The organism is Paenibacillus sp. LHD-38, assembly GCF_031157315.1.
Lineage (GTDB): Bacteria > Bacillota > Bacilli > Paenibacillales > Paenibacillaceae > Pristimantibacillus.
Window position 1 is genome coordinate 22,014 of sequence record NZ_JAVIFU010000029.1, and the last position, 23,928, is coordinate 45,941.

Genomic DNA, 23,928 nt, shown 5'->3' on the forward strand with positions numbered 1-23,928 from the left:
CACGTCATAGAACGTGGCCTTTTTTCATTTAACAGCCCGGCTAGAGCTGGATCATCAACCGGTTTTACCCGTAAGGCTCCCTTCGAACATATCAATGATGACCAGGAAATGTTCGGCTTCCCTAAACACATGATCCGCCAGTAACGGATGAATGATGCTCTTAATTCGACAGGCTTCAATTAAGTCTCGCGCGGTTTTCTTGAAGTCACGAAGCGATTTAACGGAAACCTTATTTTGATCAAGAAATTGGTCAAGGAGAGGGACGGTTTGTGACTGAGGACGCATGGAATCCAAATCTTTTGCTTGAAACAGCAGTTGGTCAAATTCTTGGCTGAAGTTATTGGCCTGCTCTACCAGCTTCCGTTCCGATGGGTCAAGCAGGTGACTAATAAATTTGGCATGGTCGGCCATGATCCGCAGGAAAAATACATTCTCGTCAATGATTGCGTCAGGCAGCGGCTCCAATCTTCCTTGATTTAATTCCGATAACCGATTCCGGAAATAATTGGCTTCCCTGCTCACATGATCAACTAATAACGGAAAGTTATTTGCGCCTGGAAGCTGGCATGTCAGTATTAAACCAAGAACCTTTCTCTTGAAAACCCAAATATAGGATACGGCGGTATGGACTTCTTCATTAAATCTTCTTATTACGACGGGATCGGTTCCCATTGTAAAAGCATTGGCTTTATTCTCTATCGCTTCAAAAATCGCATAGAACTGGTTAGCTTCATTTATCAGCTGAGTATCTTCACACCGGAATCCCAACTTTAAAAATAAGGAATGCTCCTTCATAATCCGCGACCAAAATCTTACTTCTTCTAAAGATCGTGCTACAAACGGATCTGACAATAGCAACATCTCCTTTGAGTGATCATACTTCAAATAATGTATGAAAGGAGACTTTTCCATATGCTTCTTCTGACAGAGTTAAAGATGTTTTATTCGTATGTAAAAGGCTGCCGAGAATGTCTCGACAACCTGCTGCTATGATTAACAATGGTTAATGCGTGTACCGAGCTGTGAGCATACGCTGCGATATTGATGTGATGGATTAATAGCCTTTGCCGTATCCGCCTGCACCAACGCCGCCGACACCATAACCGCAACCGCCTCCAAAAATACCGCAGCTGCACGCTATAATTACCAACAAGATGAACAATACAAGGATCATGCCAACACTGTTATTAGCCCCACCAATAAAACCACTCATTACCATTCACCTCCCAAAGTTCTGAGTACCCTGTAGATTATGTAAGGGCAGTGCTTTGTGTTTGGACGTTTGTTCCGTAATGATAGCAGCCTAGTCATCCTTTTAATGAGTTTCCTTGCTTCCCGATGGAGTCTGCCGCAGACATGTTAGGTTGTGGTCTTTATTAGAATAAATGAACATCTCCATAAAAAAACCGAATAGCATTTGCGCTTCCCATGAATTGACTCTAAAGCTGTCGTGTTATATTATGTGACATATAAACAATTCCGCTAGATAACAACTAGATTTAAGTGTCATATATTTTGACGCAGCGTATAGTTTAAACAACATTTGATGAGGAGTGGTTTAGATGAGATTGTTATTCATTATTGCAGGAATGCTGACTGTGACTAATTATAATAAGGTAGAAGATGATTGTGTAAGCAAGCTAAACGAGGCATTTGTAGGGAACGAACAGTACTGGAAGTCCACTAAACCTTCCGTATAATCTATTTGTTTCTGAACGCTGCTAGAGTTATAAGTCAATAACCAAAATTTAATGGAAGTCCAAAGCCGAAGGTTCGGGAATGAGAAAAAGGTGTTTCCTACACAAGGGAACACTTTTTTTTGTTATATAAGAATTTATAAGTTTTCACTTATAAATGTGCTTATATATCTCCGCGAAACGATAGCTTTTGCCACTGAGGACGGCGACAGCCGTTTACGCTTGTTCAAATAAAAGTTCCGCGAATTTTTGCACGGGAATGATAATGAGCAGCTTTTCTCTAGAAGATCGGTCATTAAATGTGTGAAGTAAATTAACACGCCGAAAAATTAAACGCTATGACTTCGTATTCACTGGATAGAATATACAATTCTAGACGTATTAACGGATCGAAAATGGACAAAAAACGAACAATTGTGAATATAAAAACGTTTTCATACGCTATTTTGTTACAAATGTTAAATTACCTCACAAAAAACCATTGAGATATTCAGCAAAATGCGGTAAATTAGTGTTAAGTAATTTTATGTGAGTATACATGACGCGAAATTGATAGCTTATCTTAACGATTGATGATCAGATTTATGAATGCTTAACTATTTAGGAGTGTGAATGGGATGAAGAAGAAGCTGGTTTTGATAGGTAACGGTATGGCGGGTGTGAATTGTATCGAGCAGATTTTGAAGCTGGTCCCGAACCGGTATGACATTACCATCTTCGGAAGCGAACCTCATCCGAACTATAATCGAATCATGCTGTCATCTGTTCTGGCAGGCGACGCGGATATGAATGATATTGTTATCAATAGTTGGGACTGGTACAGAGAAAACAACATTATTCTCCACGCTGGGCATACGGTAAGCAACATCGACACGAAACGCAAGATCGTAAGCACCGAAAGCGGCATTAAAGTACCTTACGATGATGTCATTATTGCAACCGGCTCGCTGCCTTTCATGCTTCCGCTGCCAGGTGCGGACAAAAAAGGCGTTATCGCATTCCGCGACATTAAAGATTGCGAAACGATGATGGAGACGGCGAAAAAGTACAAAAAAGCGGTTGTTATCGGCGGCGGCTTGCTGGGACTAGAAGCAGCGCGGGGACTGCTGAATCTAAATATGGAAGTGTCCGTCATTCATAGCAACAAAATTCTGATGAACAGACAGCTGGACGAAACGGCTGGGATCATGCTGCAGAAGGAACTTCAGGAGCAAGGTATGAAATTCCTTCTCGGCAAACATACAGAGAAGATTTTAGGGAAAGAGCGGGTAACGGGTCTAAGATTTACGGACGGCTCCGAAGAGCTTGCAGATCTTCTCGTTATGGCAGTCGGCATTAAACCTAACATGGCGATGGCTAAGAAGAGCGGCATAGAAGTTAACCGCGGTATTCTCGTCAACGATTTCATGGAAACGAATATTCCGAATGTTTACTCGGTTGGCGAATGCGTGGAGCACCGCGGCATTTCGTACGGACTAGTCGCACCATTGTACGAGCAAGCCGCCGTGCTTGCAAAGAAATTGGCGGGCCTAGAAACGGACGGCTATCACGGTTCCGTCGTTTCTACGAAGCTGAAGGTTTCGGGTGTGGATGTGTTCTCGGCGGGTCAATACTTGGATGATGTTGATACACGCGCTGTTCGTGTGCAGGATGAGTTCGGCGGCGTATACAAGAAAGTCGTCATTCGAGGCGGCAAGGTTGTCGGCTCTGTACTGTTCGGTGATATAAGTGACGGCGCGCGCCTGTTCTCCATGATCCGCAGCGGTGAGGATGTTACGGGGAAAGAAAAAGAAATTTTGCTCGGCTCGGGCGGATCGGCTCCTTCCAACGCTGATTTGATTGCCTCGATGAGCGATGATGAAATTGTTTGCGGATGTAACGGTGTTTCCAAAGGCGCAGTTGTAACGGCGATCAATGAAAAAGGATGCACGAGCGTTAATGATATTAAAGCGTGCACGAAAGCTTCCGCTTCCTGTGGTGGCTGTAAACCGCTAATTGCAGATGTGCTGACGTATGTGCTTGGCGCGGACGGCGTGAAAACGGTCAAGGAAGGCATTTGCGGTTGTACAACGCTTAGCCGTGATGAAGTGGTTGACGGTATCCGTGAAATGAGATTAACGACTTCGAAGGAAGTTATGCACGTACTAAATTGGAACAATCCGGAAGGCTGCTCCAAATGCCGTCCGGCCTTGAACTACTACCTCGGCATGGTGTGGCCGGAGGAGCACGAAGACGAGCGTGCATCGAGATTCGTTAACGAAAGAAATCATGCCAATATTCAGAAGGACGGCACGTACTCTGTTGTTCCGAGAATTTACGGCGGGGTAACGACACCGCAGGATCTGAAGAAAATTGCCGAAGTAGCGGTGAAATATGAAGTGCCGCTAGTAAAAATTACAGGCGGACAGCGGATCGACCTTCTGGGCGTTAAGAAGGAAGACTTGCCTTCGATGTGGACGGATCTTGACATGCCGTCGGGTTACGCATACGGTAAAACGCTTCGTACGGTTAAAACATGCGTAGGATCGACGTTCTGCAGATTCGGAACGCAGGATTCGATGGCCATGGGTATCGAAATGGAGAAACGCTTCGAACGTTTGAGCACACCGGCGAAATTTAAGATGGCCGTATCTGGCTGCCCTCGTAACTGTGCGGAAGCGACGATCAAGGATTTTGGCGTCGTTGCAATTGACGGCGGATGGGAAATTCATGTCGGCGGAAACGGCGGTACGAAAGTAAGAGTCACCGACCTGCTCGTTAAGGTGAAGACGGAGGAAGAGGTTCTGGAATGGACGGGAGCATACATGCAGTATTACCGTGAAACCGGCAAATATAACGAACGTACGGCGGAATGGCTTGAAAGAGTCGGCCTGGATACGATTAAAGCTGCCTTGGAGAAGAAAGAAGACCGATTGGCACTCGTCGAGCGGATTGAACTTGCGCTCAGCCTGACACAAGATCCATGGAAAGAAATTGTGGAAACTGATAAATTGCGCACAACATTCGAAAATCTACCTATTCCCACAATGAACTAGAAAGGGTGTCATCAGCATGAAACAAGTTAAAATCGGTCATATTTCGGAAATTGAGAGCATGCGCTCAAGAGTAATCTCCATCGGAGATCTGGAAATTGCTTTGTTCAAGCTTTCGAACGGTGAAATAAAAGCGATTGAAAATAAATGTCCACATAAAGGCGGCAAGCTTTCCGAAGGAATCGTATGCGACCATCATGTTTTTTGTCCGCTGCATGATTGGAAAATAAATTTGAAGGACGGACAGGTTCAAGATCCGGATGAGGGCTGTGTCGTTTCCTTTAAGGTGGAAGCAGACCCTGAAAGCGGCGATCTATTTCTGTATGTGGAAGAGACGGCTTATAAAGCATCCTAAGGAAATCATTCGGGGAGATTGGACATATGGCAATGAATCAAACAAAAGCACTCATCTATTCAACGGTCGCGATGACCGTATCATTCATGATTTGGTCGGTATTTCCGCCTATTGCAGGGCAGATTCAGGAACTTTTTAACCTGAGTACGCTGGAAAAGAGCATTTTGATTGCAACCCCCGTTTTGCTCGGATCGATCATGCGGATTCCGATGGGTATTCTAACTGACCGCCATGGCGGCAGAAAAGTATTCACGCTGACGATGCTGTTCTTAATTCTGCCAATGGTTGCGGCCGGATTCGCTGATTCATATGTTTGGTTGTTGATCTGCGCCCTGTTTATCGGCATGGCGGGCACCACGTTTGCTATTTCTTTAACTTTTGTCTCAAGATGGTACCCGCCGCAAAGCCAAGGTTTTATATTAGGCATTGCCGGCCTTGGCAATTTGGGGGGCGCAGGAGCGAATTTCCTGATTCCCTCTATCTCAACAACGTACGGCATTTCTTGGGTGTTTTTTGGCCTTGCAATCGGGATAGCGGTTATGGCATTGGTGTTCTATTCCTTTACCAAGGATGCGCCAAAGCCGGCCGAACCCAAAACCTTGAAACAATCCTTGTCCGTTATGAAGGAGAAAGCAACTTGGCGTTTGTCCTTCTTTTATTTTCTGACTTTTGGCGGTTTCGTTGCCTTCAGCGTTTACTTGCCTACCCTCCTTAAAGATCTATTTCAGCTGAGCGCTTTTGACGCTGGTCTTAGAACCGCCGGTTTCGTCTTGGCGGCTACGTTGATTCGGCCGGCGGGCGGCTATTTGGCAGACCGGTTCGGCAGCAAGAAGATACTAACGTTTGTCTTTTCTGGAATACTTGCTGCCGCGCTTGTCTTGTTCATAACGCTTGATCATTTCGTTACTTTCAGCTTTTTATGTTTGTTGATTTCTTTGCTTCTTGGATTAGGAAACGGCGCCGTGTTCAAAATGGTGCCGGAAGTATCTACCGGAAATACAGGAGCGGTTACTGGAATAGTTGGCGCTGCAGGAGGCATCGGCGGATTTTTTCCGCCGATTGTACTCGGTATCGTCAAAGACGCGACTGGCCAATACAATTTAGGCTTTATTTTTATGGTCATATTCGCCCTGGCATGCTTAATCCTTAATTACTCCGCACTGAAGCCGAAACGAACGGGAATTCAGCAAGGCATGGAGTACTCTGCGTAGCTGCCCGGTGCCTGCAGCGCGTGCCGGAAAACCGGAGATGCGAACGGAACTGTTCTTCTAAAAGGACAGTGCAGTCGTTTCATTCTAATTGGAGGTTTAATGATGGCGAAAAAAAAATTAGTTGTGATCGGAAACGGGATGGCGGGCGTTCGCTGTGTCGAAGAAATATTAAATATCGATCGGGATGCTTTTGAAATTACGATCTTCGGCAAAGAGCCTCATCCCAACTATAACCGTATTTTGTTGTCGAAGGTGCTTCAGGGTGACACCACCATACAAGATATTACGATCAATGACTGGCAGTGGTATGAAGACAATCATATTCAGCTTTTTACGAACGAAACGGTAACGAATGTCGATATTGAGCGCAAGAAAATCGTTACCGAGTCCGGGAAGAGCGTCAAATACGACGAGCTTATCTTCGCTACGGGTTCCTTGCCTTTTATGCTGCCTTTGCCAGGCGCGAATAAACAGGGCGTTACAGCCTTTCGGGATATCCGCGATTGTGAAACGATGGTTGAAACCTCGAAAAGCTATGGAAAAGCTGTCGTCATCGGCGGAGGTTTGCTGGGCCTAGAAGCTGCAAGGGGGTTATTAAACCTCGGCATGAAGGTGGATGTCGTTCATATTTTTGACAGTATTATGGAAAGACAGCTTGACCGAACAGCTGCCAAAATGCTTCAGACAGAGCTCGAAAAGCAAGGAATGCGCTTTTTGCTTGAGAAGCAATCGGAAGAGATTATCGGACGGAGCCGCGTGGTTGGGCTAAAGTTCAAGGACGGTACGAAAACGGATGCCGACCTGCTTGTCATGGCTGTCGGCGTCAGACCTAACGTGCAGCTGGCTAAGGATGGAAAGATCGAAACGAACCGCGCTATCGTCGTCAACGATTTTATGCAGACGAGTGTACCGAATGTATATGCGGTAGGAGAATGCGCGGAGCATCGCGGCATTGTATACGGTTTAGTGGCACCGCTCTATGAGCAAGGGAAGGTGCTCGCAAAAACCTTATGCGGATTGGAAAATGAAGGTTACCACGGTTCGGTGCTGGCGACCCAGCTGAAGGTTTCGGGCGTCGATGTATTCTCGGCCGGTGAATTTATGGACAGCGACGAAGTGAAGTCGTTGAAGTGGATCGACGGTATCCGCAGCACCTACAAAAAAATTGTCATACGCGATAATAAAATTGTCGGTGCGGTTCTGTTTGGAGACATCAGCGAGGGTACGAAGCTCTTAGGGATGATCAAGCAGCAGACGGATATCTCCGTCTATGAGAAGGAAATGAATGGGGCTCGCGGACAGGAAGCCGGGGAAGCCGCAATCGCGGCCATGTCCGATAAGGAACTGGTCTGCTCCTGCAATGGGGTTTCCAAAGGGACTATTATGCAGGCTATTGGGGAGCATGGCTTGCAAACGGTCGATGAAGTGAAAAAATGCACGAAAGCATCCAGCTCCTGCGGCAGCTGCAAAACGATGGTCAGCAGCATTTTGGATTATGTGCACCGTCACGGCCTCGGCCAGACCGTAGAGAAAGAAACGGTCTGCGCCTGCACAACATTTAGCCATGATGAGCTTATGATTGAAATTCAGAACCGTCGTTTTGTTGATACGGCTGAGATCATGACCGCTTTTGATTGGCAAACGGATGCAGGGTGTGAAGTTTGCCGTCCCGCGCTGGATTATTATTTAGGTGTTCATGGAACAGCCGCACCAACTACGGTCGCAGGTGAGCCAATAGGCATCCAAGCCGACGGGACTTATGCGGTTACGCCGAAAATGTATGGTGGCATAACGACACCGGAGCAGCTGAGACAAATCGCGGACATTGTAGAGAAATACGGCATTCCTCTTGTGAAGCTGCTGGAAGGGCCGCAGCTTGGGCTGCTTGGTATAGCAGCAGCCGATGTCTCTAACGTCAAGTCGGATTTGGGAATGCTGATTAGCGGACCCGTGTACGGGAAGAGCGTGAGTACAGTCGGATCATGCAGCGGTATCAGTTATGCGGCAGATGCGATGCAGGATTCTATCTCTCTCGGTATCGCCTTGGAGAAGAAGCTGGAGCGGGTGCAATTGCCGCAAGAAATAAGGATTGGCGTATCGGCCAGTCCCCATAACCGCGCGGGTTCGCTCACGAAGGATATCGGAATCGTTGGGGTGCCGGGCGGCTGGGAAATGTATGTAGGCGGCAGCGGTGAACGGCAGGTAAAGCCGGGTCAACTGCTGTGCACGGCCGCGACGGACGAGGAGCTGCTGACGCTTGCGGCTGCTTTCCTTCAGTATTACAGAGAAACCGGACACTACGCGGAACGGATGTCGCAATGGATTGAACGAATGAGCCTGCTGCAAATCAGGGAAGCGTTATTCGATCCGTTTCTCTTGCAATTATTAGGAAGCCGCATGGAGGAGGAGCTTTCAGCTTCGCCAGAGCAAGCAAATCAGCAGTCGACAGCTGCAGTGACAAGGTGATCAGATGAAACCATTAAAGGTGATAACCGACAATACGGAATTCGAAGCTGCTGCCGGACATGATCATGTCATGGATACGCAGTGTCCTTTTTGCAGCGTGCAGTGCAAGATGCAGATCGTGGAGCATTTCGGCGAGAAGCGGAATACCTATACCGTTCTTCCGAAGCCAAACGCCGCTTCAGAAGGGCGGTTGTGCATCAAAGGGATGAATGCATACCAGCATGCCTTAAGCAGTGAACGTCTTGCTTATCCGATGGCCAAAGTGGATGGGGAATTCGTAAGGGTCAGCTGGGAGGAGGCCTACAGGCTGATTCATTCCAATTTCACGCAATTGGAGCAGCAGTACGGAAGTGATGCGATTGGGGTATACGGCGGCGGATCTCTTACCAATGAATCCGCTTATTTGCTCGGGAAGTTCGCGCGGGTCGCGCTGCGAACCAAATATATCGATTATAATGGGCGGTTTTGTATGTCTGCGGCGGCGTCGGCAGGCAATAAGGCTTTTGGAATTGACCGCGGCTTGACCAACCAGTTGTCGGATATTCCGCTCGCACGGTGCATCATTTTGGCTGGGACGAATATTGCGGAATGCCAGCCTACGCTCATGCCTTATTTTACGAGGGCGAAGGAGAATGGGGCTTTCATCATAGCGATTGATCCTAGAAATACGGGTACGACCGAACTGGCGGATTTGCATTTAAAGGTGAAGCCGGGGATGGATGCCGCTTTAGTCAACGGCATGTTAAAAGTGATCGTAGACGATGGTTATGTGGATGAAGGCTTTGCGAAGGAACGGACCAATGGTTTTGGCGAGCTAAAGGAGCATCTAGCGAACGTTGACTTAAACGATATCGCAGAGATGACAGGAGTTCCGCTGGAGCAAATTCGCGGGGCTGCTGAAGCATTCGGCAAAGCAGCAACCGGTATGGTGTTTACCGCAAGGGGAGTAGAGCAGCAGACAGATGGGTACATGGCTGTGCGTAATTTCCTAAATATGGCGTTGATTACCGGGAAAATAGGGAAAGAAGGCTGCGGTTACGGTGCGATTACCGGACAAGGAAACGGTCAAGGGGGCAGGGAGCACGGACAAAAGGCTGATCAGCTTCCTGGCTACCGATCGATTGAAAATCCGGCAGATCGTGCCTATATCGCAGAGGTATGGGGCGTGCAGCCTGATGAATTGCCGGGAAAAGGCGTCTCTGCTTATGAAATGATGGAAAAAGTCCATGAAGAGGAGATACGTGCGCTGTTCGTCATGGGCTCTAATCCGATCGTATCCAATCCGAACGCCAACTTTGTGGAAGAGGGGCTGCGTAAGCTGCAGTTCCTTGTGGTAGCGGACATGTTTCTCTCGGAAACGGCAAGAATGGCGGATTTGATATTGCCTACGTCCTCGTATTTGGAGAATGAAGGCACGTTAACCAACCTGGAAGGCCGTGTCCTATTGCGGGAGGCTAGTCGTGTTGTTTTAGATGAAGTGAAGCATGATTGGGAGATCCTGTGCAGCATTGCAGAAACGCTTGGGAAAGAATCGTATTTCTCCTACACAGCGGCGGAACAAATCTTCGAGGAGCTTCGTGTTGCGAGCCGCGGAGGGATTGCTGATTATTATGGCATCACCTATGACCGGCTGCGGAAGGAAGAAGGCGTTTATTGGCCTTGCCCAAGCCTGGACCATCCAGGTGAAAAACGATTATTCGAAACGTCGTTTGCGCATCCGGGCGGCAAGGCGGATCTGATTGCGGTAGAAAATCATTTTCCCGCCGAGCAGGTTAGCGGAGAGTTTCCTCTGTATTTGACAACCGGTCGGGTGCTCTCGCATTATTTGACAGGTGTTCAAACCCGGAGAAGCCATACGCTGGCGGCGCGCAGCTTTGAATCCTTTATGGAAATCCATCCGGCGACGGCCCAAAAGTACCGGATCGAGGATGACTCTTTAATACGGCTGGAATCGAAGCGGGGAGGCATCGTAGTCCGCAGCAAGCTGACGAGGGAGATCCGCGAGGATACGGTATTCGTGCCCATGCATTGGGGCGATATTCAAAATGTTAACAAAATTACGAATCAAGCGCTTGATCCGACATGCAGAATGCCTGGGTTTAAAGTATGTGCGGTTAACGCAAGGCCCCTTGTAGAGTCCGTATAAAATAGTCAACAATCTTTGAGTGTTAAACAGCGGAAGGGGTTGTCCCAAAAGTAGTAAGCTCGCTGGAGAGATAGCTCGCTTTGAACAGAAATGTTGGAAAACATAAAAAAAATAGCGCTGCAGTGGGCTATTCCTGTAGCGCTATTTTTCTGTTCTGGTCTATGGCTGCTTGCTTAAGTAGATTATGGGCAAGCGAAAGCCACCCGACCCCTAGGCTTACTTTTGGCAAGCCGCGAAGCAGGAACCGCCGGAATCCCCGGTTATTCTTCATCTGCCCGAATACACTTTCGGGTTCAATCATTCGTCTCACCGACAGCGCATAACCTTCCTCGCTGCGCAGCTTTTCCCGCACCTGCTGCTTGTAACGCATGTATCTTAGACTCACTCGAACCTCTCGGTCGCCTTGCGCCTTCGTACAAGCGGGTTTGATGGGGCACCCTTCACAGCTCACACTGCGGTAATGACGATGTCGGATTTCAAATCCACTTTCTGTTGTATCTTTACTTTCATAGTGAAAGACAAGTTTCTGGCCATTCGCGCATGTCCACGTATTTCCTCCTCGTCGTAATGCCCATTGTCAAGCTTACTGATGTCCGTTTGCCATTTCATCGGTTTTTCCTTATGATACGTGCTGGATTTGACCAACGCCTCAAGCTCTTCCTGTTCTAGATAAGCCGAGTTCTCTTCTCCGCCCTATCCAGCATCTGCGATGATTGTTCCCGGCAGTTTTCCAAGTGCGGCTTTCAATTTCTCTAAATGCGGTTTCAAGCATCGTGTATCCGTAAGGCTTTAGTCTCGCAAATCCAGGGCATCCTCTTAGCCGCCAGCCGCTCCAGTACACTGCAGTTTCTGCAGCAGAATTACGGAATACGCTTCTTTATTTTAGCTGCAATGCATTTACTACAGCAGAATTGACACCACACGTTCCTAATCGCTCAAAAATAGGCACTCCCATTGCAGAAACTGCATTGTACACCTCGATCCTACTCGTTTTTTGTCCATACATTGCAGAAACTACAACGTAGAACTCTGACCGTACTTTTATTACTCTTAGCTTCTGCAAGACCGTACGTCCAAAAATTTTCAAAAAACATTTAGACTGAGAACCCCATTACACCCGATAGAAATCGACCGCGTTGCTGCAGCAATCGCCGCATGCTCAAACTTAAATCGACGCCTCCGTATGCCGCTCGGCAACAACGCCAAATCACCAAGAAACCATTTGTTTTCACAAGCGTAAACGGCTGTCGCCGCCCTCTGTGGCAAAAGCTGTCGTTTCGCGGAGATATATAAGCACATTTATAAGTGAAAACTTATAAATTCTTATATATTGAAAAAAGGGCTGTCTCTCGGGTCTTCAGACCTTTTGAGACAGCTCCTTTTTGCGCACTGCGAAAAAATGAATAGGTTTATGTGTCCGATAGTAATTTCTTTATGCCCTGCTCTTCGTCTTAAGCCGTCCAATTGTTGCGACTCGTGCTTTTTTGCGGGAATATTTATTTTTCATTCTTGTTTTCTTGCTAGGCATGCTAGATACAAATGCTTTCGTGCCCATTAATGAACCTACCATCTTGAAAGCCGGCTGGATCTGTTGAAAGATACCCCAAAATTGCTGGACCTTTCCCATTATTGACATGATTCCGTCAATCCCGCCGAGTCGTGACGATGCCGTGTTTTCTCGTTCTATCGATTGCGAATAGGAAAGGTCTGCTGGTTCCGTCAGGTCGGGACCACTTAATGGCTCACTTTCAGCAGGAAGAAATTCACTTGTACGGACTCTTTTCATTTTCTTCACTTCTACCACATTCCTTTTCTCCAGTAGTATTTTGACGATTCATAAGCTAGTCTCCTAAAGAAGGCTCGTAAAAATCAAAACAGCTATTTTCAGACCATCAAGAGGAGGGTATACGTATTCCGAACACAGACTCACGTCTGAGTATATTTTAAGATATGTTTCGTTTTAGCAGCTTGTTTGTGTGTTTGCTACAGTAACAATCTTCCAGTATCATTAGTCTAATTGATAGGGTAATAATACAATCCCGGATACCAAAAAAACCGGAAGACGAACACTTTGATCAAAGTGTTCGTCTTCCGGTTTCTCGGATCTTCCGTTATCGCCAATTTTGCTCGAATCCGCCTAAACGCCCCGTTCTTTATGGGCAGGAAGAAAGTCCTCATCCCATTTATATCTCTCGTTGTAAATGCTCATAACCTCTTCGTATAAAGGTCCGAAGCTTGATTTCGGGCTGCTCTCAATGATTCGGTAAAGCCGCAGAAAACGGTCTTTGGGAAGCTTGCGTGCATATCGCATAATTAAATAAGGATAGAGCGTAAGGTACCGCTTCATCCGGACTGCGGCGCCGGCAACGCCGACTAGTATGCTTTCGCCATGCTCCATTTTCAGAATATGGCCTTCATGAAGCAAAATATAACGGAAAGTATTTTCCTTCAGCAGGTCACGCCTGATCTTTGCGAGTTCGCCGATATATTCGACAAGATCGGGATCAAAATGGTCCATAAGCAGCGGTTCCAGCATAAGGTCCATGTCCTTGCGCAGCACGAACGATTGAAGCAGTAAAATCTGCTCGATCCGAAGCTGGTCGGTATGAACGAGAGCGCCGATTTCCCGCAGCATCTCATAGGCGAGCGGTTTATCGCCGCTATGAAACACTTTTATGGCCGTTTCCCGGTCATTGGCAAGACCGGCTATGAGGGGATAAGCCTCCCTGTGAAATAATTTTTCAAGTTCTAAGCGCAAAAGTGCAGGGGTCGACCGTCTCTGCATCGTCCATAATAGAGCGAGTAGCGCCGTGCCTCCTATAGCGAGCAGTATAGTCTGCATCGTTGAACCGCTCATTACTAGACCGATAGCCGTAATGAGCAGTACGGTGAGCCGTGATCCCCACAGCGACCGCCGCAGCGTGGAGGCAGCCAATTCTTCCACCTTTTGCAGGGCGGATTTACCGCATACAGGACATTCCGTTTCGCCGAGTACAGTAAAATGTCTGCAGTGCCGGCAAATTTTAAGCTTATCGTAAGGATAGCGTGTTTTAATATAAGGGGTAAGCAGTATCGGCAGCTTTTTCATCATTCGCGATCACGCTGCCCGCTGCTTTTTAAAATAGATAAGACAAGCTTATTCAGCTGCTCTGGAGACGGGGCCCTTCTCCGGCGCGAGCGGTAGCTGAAGATGCTGATCATGACAAAAAGAAACACTAGCCCGAGACAGACGTATGTAACCATGTGCTGTTCCTCTCTTACAGTAAAAGTGATTTCTGAAAACCTATCAGGTATACTTAATTAATAGTATACCATTTTACTGGAAGCAGTGACTAACAGTGACTATTGGACTATCAGGATAGATCCGTTCGTCCCATTACAAAGGAGTACAAATATGAATCGACTTAAACGATTTTCACGTCAACTAATATTCGCTTCCGCCGTTCTGCTGCTGCCATTCGGCAGCTATTCCACAGCGAATGCTGCCCAGGGGGCTTCTCAAATCGATGCGGTGCTGGTGCTCGATGTCAGTAATTCAATGAGCGCAAGCGACCCGGGCAAAATCGGGAACGAAGCGATGAAGATGTTCATCGACATGCTCTCGACACAGGGCGATCGGGTCGGAATCGTAGCCTATACCGATGAGATTCAGCGTGAGAAAGCGCTGCTTGAAATCCAGTCTTCAGCGGATAAAGAGAATTTAAAGGGCTTCATCGACCAATTGAACCGCAGCGCCTACACCGATGTATCAGTCGGAGTAAAGGAAGCCGTGCAAATATTGGATGACGGAGCTGATCCTGGCCATGAGCCGATGATTATTTTGCTGGCTGACGGCAATAACGACTTTAATGAAGATTCAGGCCGCACTAAGGCCCAGTCCGACGCCGAAATGGAGAAAGCCATTAAAGAAGCGAATGACAACGATGTACCGATCTACACGATCGGGCTGAATGCGGACGGAAAATTAAACAAGGAAGCATTGGCCGAGCTTGCGGATCTGACCGGGGGCAAATCGTTCTCGACCAACTCGGCGGATGATCTGCCGCAGATCCTGAGCGAGATTTTTGCCAGCCATCTCGACTTGAACGTGGTACCTGTTGATTCGATTACAGCGGACGGAAGTTTTCAAAACGTGAAAATTAACGTTCCCAACTCGAATGTATTGGAAGCGAACATTTCCATCATGTCTTCGCAGCCTGTCGAAGCTAAGCTGGTTGACCCATCCGGCAATGCCGTTGCCATTCCATCGAATGAGATCCTGCTGTCAAAGTCGAAGAGCTATTCCTTGATTAAGCTGCTAAAGCCGGTCGAGGGCGATTGGACGCTGCAGGTAAAAGGCGTGAATCGCGATAAAATCGACATCAATCTTATCTTTAACTATGATTTGAGCTTGGCATTGGACCCGCTTGCCAAAACCGCCTACTCGAAGGGCGATTCCGTTAAATTCAGCTCTTACTTAGTCAGCGGCGGACAGAAGCTTAAGGATGAAGCACAGTACAGCAACATGAGCGCGGTTTTGCTCGTTAAAGATTTGGACACGGGTACAACCAAGGAAGTGCCGATTGAAAATGTGGGCGATCATTTTGAAGGATCGTACAAAATTGAAGACGAGCACGACTATGAGATCAAAGTAAAGGCGGAGGAGGAAAGCTTCTTCCGTGAAACCGATGCGGTAACGATTACGGCTAAGGCAGGAGGAACGGGTCAGACAGCACCGGCTCCGCCTGCAGATGAAGCAAAGAAGCCATTCCCTACTGTGCCAGTCATAATAGGTGCATTAGGATTAGCGGCATTGCTTGCAGCGGCGTATTTCATCATGCGCCTTCTGAAAAAAGCGAACCGCGGTTTTGTCGGCCAGCTCGTCATTGAAATTCGGGATGAGAATACAGGTGACAAAACATCGCCGCAGTACAAGAAGCTGTCCGTCTTCAAGGGCAAGCTGATGCTTCATCAACTGTTACAGCTGGCACCAGAGTTGAAGGAAACGGAGAAAGTCGTTTTTAAACCAGGCAGCAACGACCGCATCACGCTGCAAAACGCTTCCTCATGTACAATCGAGAAATCGGGTCGGGCGATCGATGCGACTCGTGAGTTTGAAATGAAGAGCGGAGACCGCATTACGGTTTCGCTAAAGCAAGTGGATAAAACGATCTTTATCGAATATCTCGTTTAAATAGAGCCGTGGAGGGAACAAACAATGAAACCAATCGTTAGAGAACATATACAGCAGCTCGACGTTTCGCTGGGCGGAGGCATTGTCAGCGAGAAAATCCGGGTAGATACCATCGATAACCCGATTTTGATTATTGGACTTGGAGGCACCGGCATTGACGCTTTGCTGCGCCTCAAATACCAGATTAACCGCCGCTTTAAGCTGCCGGAGGATCCGGTCTCGAAGAGAAAGCGTGACAAGCCCGACAACGTAGAGTTTCTTGCTTTCGAAACGAATGAACAGGATCGCAATAAAAAGTATATAGGCATCGGTCTCGACCCGATCAATGAATTCGTGCTGCTGTCCAATGCCGAGGTCGGAGGGCTGCTGCAAAACCGCAGTATTTTGGAGCCGTATATTACGGATTGGCTGTCCCCGGAGCTAAGCATCACCGATGGGATGAACGGCGCGGCAGGCGTACGCCAAGCTGGGCGGCTGCTGCTGTTTACGAAGATCAACCAAGTCGTTCAAAGCATCGACAAAAAAATCAAGACGCTTTCCGTCGGCACGAACAAGAAGCTGATGGTATTTCTGCTCACCGGCTTATCGGGCGGAACGGGCAGCGGCTGCTTCCTTGATATTTCATATATCGTCAGAGGCATTATCGAGCGCGACCACGGGGCTGCAGGGATCGACCGGGTGAACACGCTGGGTTACCTTTTCACGCCGGATATTAACCTTGCGAACAAAAGCTTGAGCGACCATACGCGCGAGTACATTAAGAAGAACGGCTATGCGGCACTGAAGGAATTGGACTATTGGATGAACGTTGACGGCAGGGGAGAGCGGTTCAAGCAGCAGTACGGCAGCATTTTATCTGTTAATTCGCCGCTTCCGCCGTTTAATCTATGCCATCTCATCTCTGCGACCAATGCGGAGGGCAAGCTGCTCGAGAATGCTTACGATTACTGCATGAACGTAACGGCTGAGAACATTACGAACTTTATTTCAAGCGAGGAAAAACAATCCGGCGAGGAATTCGCCATTCATGACTATATCAGCAACATCCGGACGAACATCGCCCAAATGAACAAGATGTATCCGGCTAACTACGACTATAACATTATCGGGGCTTCTTCGGCCGTGCTGCCCATCGAGGAAATGACGACTTATTTGGCCTACCGGCTCTTTAACAAGATGGACAAAATGTTCGAGAAGGCGCCATCGCAGGATGATGTGGAGAAGTTTGCGCGCAAGCTGGGCATCGACCTCGAAACGATGATGAAGACTTTCGATTCACGCGTGCCGGAGCCGCTTCCCGGATTTGAGAACAGCGAGCGCCTAAGCTACAACAACGTGGTGAAGCTGCAAGCGGTGAACATGGATACCGAGCTGGAGCAAAACTTTCTTGCCCGTGCGAGAGAGGAATACATTAAGGCGAAAAAACAGTTACCGGGTGAAATCGTCGGCCAATTTACCGATCAAATTCGCCGTATGTTCCTGCATCCGGAGCAGGGACCGTTCTATGTATCCCGTCTCTTATATACAGAGAAAGGCTTCTGCTTGCTGAAGATGCTGCTCTCTTACATAGAGACGCTTCGCGAGGGATTGCTGCGGCTTCCAAGAGAAATCGAAGCGGCCAGGGAGCAAGCCGAAGAACGCATGGGCGACGCGAAGAGCGCGTTCGTATCGAAAGACAAGAAGAAAAACAACTATATTGAAGCGAAAATCAATGAGTACTGGCTGCATGCCGACGTGGAGCGCATGGAGCAATTAATCGAATTTTACGAGGATTTGCATCAGCTGCTCAACAATGAGAACAACCGGATCTACAACGTGTTCAGCGAAATATTAAACGTGTTGAATTCCATCTTTGCCAAAAACGGGGATCTGCTCACGAACGGCGAAGAGCAGGCTGATCATAAAGGGAACAAAACGTATTATTGGAATATCGTCGGAGTGCCTGATATTTCCGATGTCATCAGCCGTTTAATGGATAAGAAGGATGGCGACGATCTGATTCGGGACTTTACGCAGGAGCTGCTTGACCATTCCAACCTATGGGTGAAGGAGCAGGAAATCGATATCGTCAGCTCGATCTCGGAATTTCTGACCGATAAATTCGGCGACCTCATTACGAAATCGATGGAAGAGTTTCTCGTTATGAAGTACGGGAATGACGAGTCGATTGAGAAGTTTGTCGAGCGCCATATTGCGAGCAAGCTGGATGAAGAAGCAGTGCCTGTATTCCATCTCAGCAACAGCTCCGGCAATTTGCATGTGCCGTCATGGGGATTCGTTTCGGTACCTGTGCAGGCGCCTAGCATTTTGCGAGGCATTCGCAACTATCAAAATAACTCGATCGGCAAATCCCATTTCACGATCAAGGAAAGCGAAGTCAAAAACCGGATTTTCTGGCTGAATACAAGAAACGGTGTACCTCTGTTCGTCTATACGCCGCTCAAGGTATATGAGGAAAGCTACGAACGGACGATTTTGGATAAGGAAGGCATCGGGCGCCATTTGGTGCAAACCGATCGCAACAACTGGACGTACCTGCCGTCTCCAATCCCGGAAAAGTCATGGGGAGATACGTACGTCAATCCGCGCGTTCAAAGCTATAACGCAAGGGTTCGCGCTGAATTTGCCAAAGCGGAGAGCTTCCGTATTATTTCGGAAAAGGGCATCGACCATAATACGAGCAGCCGTTATGAGGTTCGCTACACGAAGCCTTTCCAGCTTGCTGATCTATTAAAGCCTTTCAATATGCAGCTGGATGCGGCCAAGCCGAATTTAGGCGAGGTTAAAAGAGCCTTAAACGAGCTTAAACGCCTCCTTTCCGAAGGATTGGAGCTTCAATCGACAAAAGATATATTCGGAAGCTTTACAGAGGAGCTGGCGCAGGAAAACCTGATCCGCTCTCCGGAGCAGCTAAGGCTTGTTCGCGAGGAATTAGCGAAATACGAGTCGATATCGGCCAAGGCATACGAGCTTGAGCAGCTGCTGCTTCTCCATCAGGGCGAGGAGAAATGGCTTGAACAATTTATCGAGGCTCTGTACACGGATACGATCTGCAAGAAGGGTGCGCTTTACGTATATGACCGTGATCCCGAGGAGGACGCATGGTCTCCCTTCGCTAATTTAATGAAGAGCAGCAGCTATGTCGAGCATGAGGTGTTTGAGAGCTTCCGCCGCCTTGATGAGAAGAGCCGCAGCACGCTTATGCGCAAAGCGGCGCGCAGAGTAACGGAATTGACAGCGACGGAGGACACCACCCTTTTGCTGAACAAGCTGGAGGAGCTGTTCGGCGTATTCCTAGATGCGCGCGAGCGGCTCGAATACGAGAAAGTAGAGCTGGCAAACGGCGAGGAGCTGCACCGGTTCTATAAAGAAATGACTTCAAAACTAAATGAAATCAGAAGAAAGTTGAAATAGAGATGAGAGAATTGTTGGATCGATTCGCGGCTGACTATTCAGCCGCCGAGCATAAGCTGAGAGGTCTAGAGGATGATCAGAGCAGTATCCATTATCCAACCGTCTTTCTGTTCGTAGGCGATGAAGCGGGACATGCGATTGAGCCGATGATACTCTCGAACGAGTTGAAATGGGATAACAATGCCGGTGTTATCTATCTGCATGTATCAACAAGTGAAGGAAAGGCCGGCACCCGGAAAAGCGAGCAGATCAGCTCTGCGTCAGCATCATTCGAGGCCGGCAAAAGCAGCTCAGCTCCGAAGGTCTTCCGTGCAGCGTTGACTGGGCTTACTGCGGACCAAAGCGAGAAGCGAACGGTACGCAAGGATATCGCGGCAGCCTTCCGTGAGGAGGGCCGGCATCTGATCGAGCTCAACAGGTCGCTGAGGCAGGTTAGCGATACGATTGCGGATTACGGCCGATTGTATGCCTCCTTCGACCGGCTTCACCTTGCTGTCATTACGAGGGTGGATGATCCAATGAATATCCTTATCCCGGAAATCTCGCTGCTTGCGCAATCTATTTTCCTTCAGCTGTTCAAATCCGTTCAGATGGATTTGTATGCCTTGATTAATGAACGGGAGCAGTCGGAGACGTTCGGTTATGCGGGTGCGGCGGGAATCGGCTTCCTGCGCGAACTGGAAGGAATGCAGCGGCCGGAATTTACGTTCTCCGCGAAGCTTCAGGTTACGGGCGACGGACTTGCCATTCCCGTCGAGCATAAGCAATCTCCGCTATTCGATCTCGTCTATCTGTTATCGGATCGTAACGAGCGGGGGATGACAACTCTTAACGGCATGCAGGATAATTATGAGATGATTTGCCGTATTCTGCTGTTGAAGAACAGGAAGCGGAAGGAAGCCCTCGTTCAATCCAACGACGGAAGCTATAACAATGCCTCGTTCAGAAACAGCCTGATGGCTGAATCCGGAAGGCAAGGTTTCGTTTCAGCCGGGCTAGCCCAGGTGAAACGACCTACTTACGCGATTGCATTGACTGTGTTGTACCATTTATTCGAGCTGCTCATTGCGCGGCTTCAAAACGCGCCTGCGCGGGACAATAAGGAAAAGATGGCTTTTTTTGGGATTGATGACGCGGCGATGGAGGCACGGGTAGCTCAAATCGTTCCTGGCGAGGACAAGCTTGCTGATATGACGGGCCTCCTAACGAGCGGCGTCCGTTTTGAACAGCTTCGCCGCATGTCCCTGCGTGAGGCAGAGGAGGCTTTGTTTGGCGATGGCTGCGCATTGTTCTTCCGCAAGCATTTCATCGAGGCAGCCGGCATGCGTCTGAGTGAGCTGAAAGCAGCGGAGGAGCTGCGGCGCTTCATCGCCCGAAATAGCAAAGAACAACCGAGGATCTGCTTCTATCAGGTGTCCGAGTGGACTGATGAAAATGTGGACGGCAGCGTTCTGAACGTTGTTCGCGCCCGCATACGCGAGTTGGCCAGAGAAATCGGAATTGCAGGCGAAGAGCTTGAACGCACCCGAGAAGCGCGTGTCGAAGACCTGAAATTTCAAAGGCTTCCGTTTATGGAAAAGCAAAATGTACGCTCCTTTATTCGCGCTTTTTTCGATACGGTCTATCGGCAGCAATGGCAGCTGCTGCGGCTGGAGACAGAGCTTGCAATGTACCGAAAGCTCGTTTCCTTGCTGGAACAGCTTCATGAGGGGTACCAGTCGAGAGTGCGGCAAATGAATGCGCTGGAGGGACAACTTAAGGCGGCTGCCCTGCAAAGTATTCGTTCAGCCGATGATTATATCGGGCAAAACGTTTTTGAATATTACGAGCGAGTTACCGAAGGCGTTATGAAAGAAATAGCAGAAAAGCGCGGCGAAGAGGTATTATTCGAAGAACGTTTCGTTGGTAATGTGACCGAGCTGCTGGAACAAGGGGATCACCTCCTCTTAGAGCGATTGATCGATGTTTGCCGCAAGCACATCTTAACGGCTGAGCCGTTCAACCAGAGCTTCGAGGAGGAATTGCTGCTGCGGGCGAACGTTTCTGTGGCCTACAGCAACCGAAAAGCCTTATCCAGGGATGAGTTGTTTCAGCAGCTGTACCGAACGCTGGAAGATAATGCAGCTATTAATATCCGGCTCCTCGACTACACCCATGAGCATCGCTACGAGGAGAAGTATTTGTTCGGGGATCGCGAGAGCGAGTTTATTCGCTTTGCTCTCGGCGTTGACGAAACAACACGAATCTACAAGCTGGGCTGCGTGCACGAGAGACGCAGCAGCGGAGTTGAAAAGCTGAATTTGATGGGCGGCTTTCATTTAGAAGATTTGATGTATTACAGAAACGGCAAGGTGTATTATGAAACCTATTTGCAGAACGGGTACGAATTTCATGCGCTTGATCCAGCCTTTCTGCCGGAGCTGCGCTGACCGGCAAACATTGATCATTGCAGCGGTCCAATAGCAAGCAGAAAGGGTGCTGTCCACATGCAACGAAAAATAAACGTGATTCTTCTATTGTTCAGTTTAATAGGAGGCGTATTGGGATTTGCGATCGGCGAGCTTGTGCTGGGCAAGCTGTCAGAGGGCTGGCCGCGCTTCGTCGTCGTCGGTCTCTATTTTGGAATCATAGCTTTGTGCATAGGGCTGTCCTGCCTGATTGCAGAATTAATAGCGCCTCGCTTGAACGGGGCATCTTGGCGGCAGCGCTATACAGATTTATCCTGGAAGCTGCTCGTGCCGGCAACGCTAGCGCTGCTTTTCGTTGTAGGCGGTCTGGTACAGCTTATATACGGCCTTCAATTTGGCGGTTCTAAGCCGGTAAAGGATATCGTGCTTGTTATCGATAATTCGGGAAGCATGCTCGAGACCGATCCAGATAACGAACGGTACGCAGCAGCGAAGCAGCTAATCAGCAATATGGAGAGCGATAATCGTGTGGCGGTGGTCGTCTTTCATGATACGGCGGAACTGCTTCAGCCTTTTGCCAGCGTAGGCACGCAGGCAGAGAAGGATCAGGTAAATGCAGCGATCGATGCGCTCGAGCCGACAAACGGAGGAACGAACTTCAGTCTTGCTTTGGCGGAATCGATGAAAACGATCATGGGCAAGGAAAACGGGCGACGCGGCACGATGGTTATCCTGCTGTCGGACGGCTTTAGCGAATCCAGCCTCGAGCAGCAAATTGCGGATTACCAAGCACAGCAAATTGCCGTGAATACAGTGGGTCTAAGCGTTGTTGATGCTAGAGGAGCAGACTTGCTGCAGGATATAGCCGATTCGACGGGCGGGAGCTACTATGATGTAACGGAAGCGAACGGGATCTCACTCGTATTCCAAAATATCTACGATAAGCTTGATAAACAGACACTCCTTACGGAGCGTACGGGTAGGGCGGCGGATAGTACGTTTTACACTGTTCTGCGTATTTTGTCGCTCGGCATAATCGGTGCGGCAATCGGCGTGTCACTCGGTTTGCTGTTCGATAATCGTTTTTTGGCGGTAAGCTTTGGGGCGGGCGGCATCGTCGGCGGCTTGCTGGCGGGTCTCATCCTGGACTTCGGCTTGTCTGGCCAAGTGCTTACAGACGCTTTCTCCCGACTAGCTGCCGTGCTCATGCTTGCGGCAATCATCGGGTTATTCACGCTGATTGTTCCCATTCGGGACAATAACGCGCCAAAGGCGCGCGGAGGCGGAAGAAAAAACGGCATCAATGGCCGATCCGCCGCTGGAATGGGCGAACGAACGAAGGATAGCCGCAGCCATGGATTTTAATGAATGCGGGAGGCGGATATAAATGCGGTTTACCGATGCAGAGGACGGTTCTCCAGCCATCAGCGGCTTGACTCGAATGATCGAGGAGGACCGCTGCACGCTGCGCTGGATTTGGCCAAGCGGCATAGAAGCGGTTTACATTAGTAGAGCAGCTGCCGATAAGTCAGCTGCCGGAAATAGAAACAGTGACCAATTGAAGCTGTACACGAAAGCAGAGTATAAAGCGAATAACGGCTACCACAGCCGAATCGAAGGCGTCGGCATATTTGTCTACACGGTATATGCCTGTCAGGAAAGCGGTGCCGGCCCGCAGCTCATCGTTCAGCCTAATCGCGAGAACAGTATAGAAATCAGTGCGGGCAGAGCAAAAATTCAATACTCGATTTCAAACAAAAGCGGTTTTTTTAGCAAGTTCAAAACGGTTCAAATTCAGGTGACGGCTGAGGTTCCGATTGCGAAGGATGTGCTTTGCTATGTTAAAAAGCAAGGCAGCTACCCCGCAAATAAGGAAGACGGGATGTTATATCCGTTTGTTGCTCCATTTGAGGCAGGTAAAAATATTTTGCCTGCCATAGAAATCGGCAAACAGGATTTTATTCGATTATTTTTCACCGACGGTCGAACCTACGGGCAATTGTACGAATTGATTTCAGTATAAAGG

Annotated in this window: 16 protein-coding genes and 1 pseudogene; 11 read left to right on the top strand and 6 right to left on the bottom strand. The window is 48.5% G+C overall.

The genetic code is table 11. From position 1 onward, the window contains the following. Window positions 1-54: 54 nt before the first annotated feature. Together RCO25_RS22250 and RCO25_RS22255 are read right to left on the bottom strand one after the other, a co-directional pair. A complete protein-coding gene (locus RCO25_RS22250; RefSeq protein ID WP_308998317.1) occupies window positions 55-852 on the bottom strand; it encodes a DUF2935 domain-containing protein in 798 nt (265 codons plus the stop codon). Between the two features lie 202 nt (window positions 853-1,054). Further along, on the bottom strand, window positions 1,055-1,213 hold the full coding sequence (locus RCO25_RS22255; RefSeq protein ID WP_308998318.1) for a hypothetical protein: 159 nt from the start codon (window positions 1,211-1,213) through the stop codon (window positions 1,055-1,057). A gap of 349 nt (window positions 1,214-1,562) precedes the next feature. Between RCO25_RS22255 and RCO25_RS22260 the strand changes: the two genes are divergently transcribed. The 6 genes from RCO25_RS22260 (at window position 1,563) to nasC (ending at window position 10,907) form a co-directional block, all read left to right on the top strand. Beyond that, window positions 1,563-1,700 (top strand): hypothetical protein, encoded by a 138-nt coding sequence (locus RCO25_RS22260; RefSeq protein WP_308998319.1) that lies wholly within the window; start codon window positions 1,563-1,565, stop codon window positions 1,698-1,700. A gap of 614 nt (window positions 1,701-2,314) precedes the next feature. Further along, window positions 2,315-4,732, top strand: a complete 2,418-nt coding sequence (gene nirB / locus RCO25_RS22265) for a nitrite reductase large subunit NirB (protein WP_308998320.1) — start codon at window positions 2,315-2,317, stop codon at window positions 4,730-4,732. A gap of 16 nt (window positions 4,733-4,748) precedes the next feature. Beyond that, entirely contained in the window at window positions 4,749-5,084 is a 336-nt protein-coding gene (nirD, locus tag RCO25_RS22270) for a nitrite reductase small subunit NirD (protein WP_308998321.1), read from the top strand. 32 nt (window positions 5,085-5,116) lie between these two features. Next, window positions 5,117-6,295, top strand: a complete 1,179-nt coding sequence (locus tag RCO25_RS22275; protein ID WP_308998359.1) for an MFS transporter — start codon at window positions 5,117-5,119, stop codon at window positions 6,293-6,295. Window positions 6,296-6,394: 99 nt separating this feature from the next. Continuing rightward, window positions 6,395-8,761 (top strand): nitrite reductase large subunit NirB, encoded by a 2,367-nt coding sequence (nirB, locus tag RCO25_RS22280; protein ID WP_308998322.1) that lies wholly within the window; start codon window positions 6,395-6,397, stop codon window positions 8,759-8,761. 4 nt (window positions 8,762-8,765) lie between these two features. Continuing rightward, window positions 8,766-10,907, top strand: coding sequence for an assimilatory nitrate reductase catalytic subunit NasC (nasC, locus tag RCO25_RS22285; RefSeq protein WP_483874719.1), 2,142 nt, complete (start codon window positions 8,766-8,768; stop codon window positions 10,905-10,907). A gap of 127 nt (window positions 10,908-11,034) precedes the next feature. On the opposite strand, the pseudogene RCO25_RS35145 reads toward nasC, so the two are convergent. From RCO25_RS35145 to RCO25_RS22310, 4 genes and pseudogenes are all read right to left on the bottom strand, one after another. After that, a pseudogene (locus RCO25_RS35145) lies at window positions 11,035-11,690 on the bottom strand (transposase); the annotation flags it as partial. Between the two features lie 649 nt (window positions 11,691-12,339). Beyond that, window positions 12,340-12,711 (bottom strand): hypothetical protein, encoded by a 372-nt coding sequence (locus RCO25_RS22300; protein WP_308998324.1) that lies wholly within the window; start codon window positions 12,709-12,711, stop codon window positions 12,340-12,342. A gap of 333 nt (window positions 12,712-13,044) precedes the next feature. Then, the gene (locus RCO25_RS22305; protein ID WP_308998325.1) at window positions 13,045-13,998 is read right to left on the bottom strand and encodes a hypothetical protein; all 954 of its coding nucleotides are present in this window, start codon (window positions 13,996-13,998) and stop codon (window positions 13,045-13,047) included. Beyond that, window positions 13,995-14,150, bottom strand: a complete 156-nt coding sequence (locus RCO25_RS22310; protein WP_308998326.1) for a hypothetical protein — start codon at window positions 14,148-14,150, stop codon at window positions 13,995-13,997. The genes RCO25_RS22305 and RCO25_RS22310 overlap by 4 nt, the downstream gene beginning before the upstream one ends. A 151-nt stretch (window positions 14,151-14,301) precedes the next feature. Between RCO25_RS22310 and RCO25_RS22315 the strand changes: the two genes are divergently transcribed. Genes RCO25_RS22315 through RCO25_RS22335 form a run of 5 tightly spaced genes read left to right on the top strand, consistent with a single transcriptional unit; the run spans window position 14,302 to window position 23,925 of the window. Then, complete coding sequence (locus RCO25_RS22315; protein WP_308998327.1) at window positions 14,302-16,080, top strand: vWA domain-containing protein; 1,779 nt, start codon at window positions 14,302-14,304, stop codon at window positions 16,078-16,080. Between the two features lie 24 nt (window positions 16,081-16,104). Then, window positions 16,105-19,494, top strand: a complete 3,390-nt coding sequence (locus RCO25_RS22320) for a tubulin-like doman-containing protein (protein ID WP_308998328.1) — start codon at window positions 16,105-16,107, stop codon at window positions 19,492-19,494. Window positions 19,495-19,496: 2 nt separating this feature from the next. Next, complete coding sequence (locus RCO25_RS22325) at window positions 19,497-21,923, top strand: transcription initiation factor TFIID (RefSeq protein ID WP_308998329.1); 2,427 nt, start codon at window positions 19,497-19,499, stop codon at window positions 21,921-21,923. A gap of 57 nt (window positions 21,924-21,980) precedes the next feature. Further along, complete coding sequence (locus RCO25_RS22330) at window positions 21,981-23,267, top strand: vWA domain-containing protein (RefSeq protein ID WP_308998330.1); 1,287 nt, start codon at window positions 21,981-21,983, stop codon at window positions 23,265-23,267. A gap of 22 nt (window positions 23,268-23,289) precedes the next feature. Then, window positions 23,290-23,925 carry a beta-mannanase gene (locus RCO25_RS22335; protein ID WP_308998331.1) on the top strand — a complete coding sequence of 212 codons (636 nt, stop codon included), beginning with the start codon at window positions 23,290-23,292 and terminating at the stop codon, window positions 23,923-23,925. Window positions 23,926-23,928 lie beyond the last annotated feature (3 nt).

Bases quoted from the DNA above. Each gene is read 5' to 3' on its own strand.
- nasC (WP_483874719.1), top strand. From the start codon at position 8,766: ATGAAACCATTAAAGGTGATAACCGACAATACGGAATTCGAAGCTGCT.
- nirD (WP_308998321.1), top strand. From the start codon at position 4,749: ATGAAACAAGTTAAAATCGGTCATATTTCGGAAATTGAGAGCATGCGC.
- RCO25_RS22330 (WP_308998330.1), top strand. From the start codon at position 21,981: ATGCAACGAAAAATAAACGTGATTCTTCTATTGTTCAGTTTAATAGGA.
- RCO25_RS22305 (WP_308998325.1), bottom strand. From the start codon at position 13,998: ATGATGAAAAAGCTGCCGATACTGCTTACCCCTTATATTAAAACACGC.
- RCO25_RS22325 (WP_308998329.1), top strand. From the start codon at position 19,497: ATGAGAGAATTGTTGGATCGATTCGCGGCTGACTATTCAGCCGCCGAG.
- RCO25_RS22335 (WP_308998331.1), top strand. From the start codon at position 23,290: ATGCGGTTTACCGATGCAGAGGACGGTTCTCCAGCCATCAGCGGCTTG.
- RCO25_RS22260 (WP_308998319.1), top strand. From the start codon at position 1,563: ATGAGATTGTTATTCATTATTGCAGGAATGCTGACTGTGACTAATTAT.
- nirB (WP_308998322.1), top strand. From the start codon at position 6,395: ATGATGGCGAAAAAAAAATTAGTTGTGATCGGAAACGGGATGGCGGGC.
- RCO25_RS22310 (WP_308998326.1), bottom strand. From the start codon at position 14,150: ATGGTTACATACGTCTGTCTCGGGCTAGTGTTTCTTTTTGTCATGATC.
- nirB (WP_308998320.1), top strand. From the start codon at position 2,315: ATGAAGAAGAAGCTGGTTTTGATAGGTAACGGTATGGCGGGTGTGAAT.
- RCO25_RS22320 (WP_308998328.1), top strand. From the start codon at position 16,105: ATGAAACCAATCGTTAGAGAACATATACAGCAGCTCGACGTTTCGCTG.
- RCO25_RS22315 (WP_308998327.1), top strand. From the start codon at position 14,302: ATGAATCGACTTAAACGATTTTCACGTCAACTAATATTCGCTTCCGCC.
- RCO25_RS22275 (WP_308998359.1), top strand. From the start codon at position 5,117: ATGAATCAAACAAAAGCACTCATCTATTCAACGGTCGCGATGACCGTA.
- RCO25_RS22255 (WP_308998318.1), bottom strand. From the start codon at position 1,213: ATGAGTGGTTTTATTGGTGGGGCTAATAACAGTGTTGGCATGATCCTT.